The organism is uncultured Paraglaciecola sp. (assembly GCF_913058035.1).
Classification (GTDB): domain Bacteria; phylum Pseudomonadota; class Gammaproteobacteria; order Enterobacterales; family Alteromonadaceae; genus Paraglaciecola.
In genome coordinates this window covers 1-4,108 of the sequence record NZ_CAJXPA010000275.1, presented here as the reverse complement: position 1 = coordinate 4,108, position 4,108 = coordinate 1, and the positions used below count along the sequence as shown (strand labels likewise).

The window sequence follows — 4,108 nt, the reverse complement described above, 5'->3', positions numbered from 1 at the left end:
GGTTATAAGGGTTGTCTGGTGAATACTCTATTTTCAGTTGAGAAAGCAGATATTGAACAGATGCTTCAATCAACGTATGTTTATTACCAAAATAATGGCTAATAATGCCGGATGACATCCCTGCACGTTTAGAGATAAGACTAATTGTTGCCCCTTGCAAACCGACTTCAGCAACAACATAAATTGTTGCATCAATCAGTTGTTGACGTCGTAGTGACCCCATTCCTACTTTTGGCATGCCTTTCTCTCATAGATAGTTTATTAGTAAGGTTCTGGCGTTTTAATAGCCCGAACTGATGTGCTTAAAGTACGTCATCGCGTCATCATTAATCTCTAAAGTGACCATGGAATATTCTTTTTTCGAATCACTATTCAGCTCACTTTAGATAAGCTGACGGGTAAAATTATTGATGCGATGTTTATTTGGACCGACATTTTTTAATCTTGGGTTATAACAAATAAGAACGCCGGCCGAGGTAACTTCCCTATAATGGAAAATCCAAATATTCACCATAGCAGATGGCTTCACCTGAATCATTGTTATTACTACTCATTCACACCACTAATTAATACCATATTATAAATACTGTTCATTCGCTTTATGTTTCTTAATAGGCGAAAATAAACGATTACAGTTTTAGGGTTAATTAGCCAAAAGCTATATTCAGTGTTAGCTGTAGGCTATTTCCTATCATTTTATACATATTCGTTCTTCAAGCTTTTGTTTCAACGTGAGTCATATTTTTACCGTTAATACTGGCTTTGCATCGTTTTGAAGGCTGTAAGGACCTATGTCCTTGGGTTCGCGGTGCTGAGAATATTCTGCACTCGTACGGTAGTAATACCATTTAGGTTTAAGCAAAATTCAGATGAAATCAGGTGCATACTCTTAATGCTTTCTTTATGTAGATAAAAAGTGTAATTGCCATATTCATGGATATGTGTAGCGAATCATCAGGTTCATTTCAGAAGTTAAGTATAAATTAGCGAGAGTTTTTTGTGTGGATAATCATTACTGGCCTCGTTAGTATCAAAATAATGATCATTCAAGATAGCGCTCATGCAAAATAGGTAAAACGCAGCTTGTTTTATCAACTTTTTAAAATCTAGTGGTGCTCCTAATTCGTGGTTTTTTTCTGCAGTACCGGCATACCTTTGGTATGGACGTTATCCCCAATAAAGATAGAAGGGTGATGGTCATCGTCGACAATGAGACTAAAAAGTAAAATCTTGATGTAAGCATGAACTAAATAAAATACTTGCTTAGTGCATCAGCCATTCTTTGAGAGTGAACATTAATGTAAAATTGGCTAATGATCTAAACATGCATATCTCTGGCTTTTTGTACTCAAAAGTAACCACATGCGGATATTACCGCATGTGGCTTTACTGCGTTTTTTACATCACAAACTTAAGATTAAGTGCTGCTGTTCGCGGAGCACCAATCCAACCTGCATTAGGTGCGATTGTACCAAGGTAATTTTTGTCAAAGACATTGTTTATAGTGAAGCTCAACTCCATACTTTCGATGGCCCCGCCAAACTCGTATGCCGTTTTACCTACGTACAAGTCACTCACTATATAAGCGTCAGTTTCCTGGGTATTGGCTTGGTCTAGGAAGCGCTCACCAACATATTTGGAGCTAAAACCTGCATAAAAGTCGCCCTTGGTATAATCAAAGCTAACCACGGCCATGTCCTGAGCACTACCCAGAACTGTGTTGCCTAGGAATGCTTCGTCTGTATACGTAGAATCATTCTTAGTATAAGAAACATAGATGCCCAGATTATCTGTAAGACTATAGTCTAACGATGCTTCGATACCATCTGACTCAACACCTCCGTCATTAATATATCCACCAGCAGCTGCTTCTAAGAAGTCGATACCGTTAACACTTTCATTACTTACAAATGTAATACGGTTTTCAAATTTTATGTTGTAGTAAGTGATGCTCGCGTTGAAACCAGGGGTTGAATAGCGTAAACCAAGATCAATGTTATCCGCTGTTTCAGGTTCTATTTGGCTCACGTCAGTATCGTCACGCTCTAAAACACCGTCTTTTATTGCTGCAAAGTTTTCAGCATAACCACCAAATATCTCTAAACCACGCATGGGTAGAGGTGCAACAAACCCGGCTGATATTAGGGCGTCCGAGTCAGATGACACATTCAGGTCATTTGTGGGTGAAAACTGATCATCTTTACTAACGTCAACGTTAAATTGCTTAGCACCTAGACGAAATTTAGCAAAACCGGCATCTATCTCGTCTTCAACGTAATACATCAAGGTCTCGACTGGAAACTCGCGGCTATACTGAGTCCAGTAAGGAGTATTTTCATAACGAGGGCTGGTTGCCGCGTCAATGGTTTTATGCCACGTGCGGTTTTCATCACGCTGATAATCTTCATACCAGAAACCACCGCGTACAGTATTTGCCATGCCCGCAATTGTGGTGTTCCAGATGAAGTCGGCGTTTACGCCAAAACGTTCTTTGTTATAGTTACTATGACGATTAGAGCTTACAGGCATAGCCCCTTGTTCATAACAACCAGGATCAATTTCTGCTCCACCACCGCCATAAGGATAGCCGATAGAGCTGACACAACCTTCGTTAGGTGACAAAGATTGACCGTCACGATTAACAAAATAAATACTGCCCAGCGATGAGCCGCCAGAGGCTGTGGTTGAAGAGTTTAGCTCAGAGTGCGGATTACCTGCGCCGTCATCAGTAACGTCGGCCATATAATACGGCATCCATTTACCCATACCTTCATTTTTATGGTAATAAACGTTGGAACTCACCTCAACGTCATTCACCATGAAGTCTGCTTGTAAATAACCAAATAGGTTTTCACGTTCAGTACCCCAAGTTTCACGGAATGCTTGGTCTTGATAAGGCACCCCCGAAAAGTTGTTGGTCAGACCATCCCAGTTAGGTTCTTGCGCATATTGCCCAAGGCCGTAAATACGCTGATACGTGTATTCTTCAGCGTCGTCATAGCTTAAATAACCAGTTAGATCGACTTCACCAACGCGACTGATTATTTTACCTTCAGCATGATCTCTTGAGTTAGTTATTGAACCACCCATGTAATCATCATTTTGCTGGGTTGATATAGAGACCCATGCGAATGTGTCTTTTGCAATTTCGCCCGTATCGTATCGGGTGTAGAATTTGCGTGCATTATATTGTCCGAGGGTAGTACTGACAGTCAATTTTTCATCTAAACGTGGACGTATTGTTGTGAAGTCAAGTGTTCCACCTAACGCTTCGTTAGAACGAGAGCTTATGTCAGCTGTACCTTGAGATACTTCAACGCTTCGTAAATTTTCGGTGTCGATGTAGCGGCTGGCTTTAGTGCCGCCACCGTAGTTAGAGTTACCATTTGAAATACCATCTACGGTCATGCCAATTTGTTGTGATGCTAGATCCAGTTGAAAACCACGCATAGAAATGCTGGTTGACCATTCGTCTGATCCAAACGGGTCACCTTCATTCACCAAGACACCAGGCAGGTTATCGATAATAGATAACGCGCTAGTCATAGGGGTTTGTTGTTTTTTCATTTCCGATGAGATAGTGCTGTTTGCATAAGAAAGGCTACGGCCAGTAACTTGAATAGTTTCTAACTTTTCTGTTTCTGTTTCCGCTTGCTGTTCTTTACTCGCTTGTGCCATAGCGGGCAGAGAGGTTACAGAGATAGCTGATAATACTGATAGTACAGATAGTGCGATCATGCTTTGCTTCATGGGCAAATGAGGTTTCATAAAAGTTCCTATTGAATGTATTTTGATAAGCGTTCCTAGTGTGTGGGAATAATATGCCAACCGAATCTATGTTAATTGAACGTTCAGTTAAAATCAAACATGATTAATTGAACGTTCAATTAAAAACAAAGCAGGGCTTCTTCTAGGTCGATTTATTGTGTGTGGCAGGAAATGATATTTAGATTTAATCCATTGTTTATAATGAGATTTAATTTTTTATAAAAGGAATAGACTTGGTATTTTAAGACTTTAGTAAGACACAGTAACTGCACTATAATACTCACTGTTAAGAACAGATAAAATCAGTTGGTTATCGTGTACCTGTCTCTAATACACATAT

General features: G+C 39.9%; 2 protein-coding genes. Both read right to left on the bottom strand.

All coding sequences use genetic code 11. The features are described 5' to 3' along the window. The coding region (locus QZ562_RS20055) for a TetR family transcriptional regulator (protein ID WP_293764266.1) at positions 1–238 on the bottom strand (238 nt) is incomplete at its 3' end. Between the two features lie 1,160 nt (positions 239–1,398). Next, positions 1,399–3,768 carry a TonB-dependent receptor gene (locus QZ562_RS20050; protein WP_293764263.1) on the bottom strand — a complete coding sequence of 790 codons (2,370 nt, stop codon included), beginning with the start codon at positions 3,766–3,768 and terminating at the stop codon, positions 1,399–1,401. Positions 3,769–4,108: the final 340 nt, after the last annotated feature.

Coding starts and splice junctions, on each gene's coding strand:
- QZ562_RS20050 (WP_293764263.1), bottom strand. CDS start 3,768: ATGAAACCTCATTTGCCCATGAAGCAAAGCATGATCGCACTATCTGTA.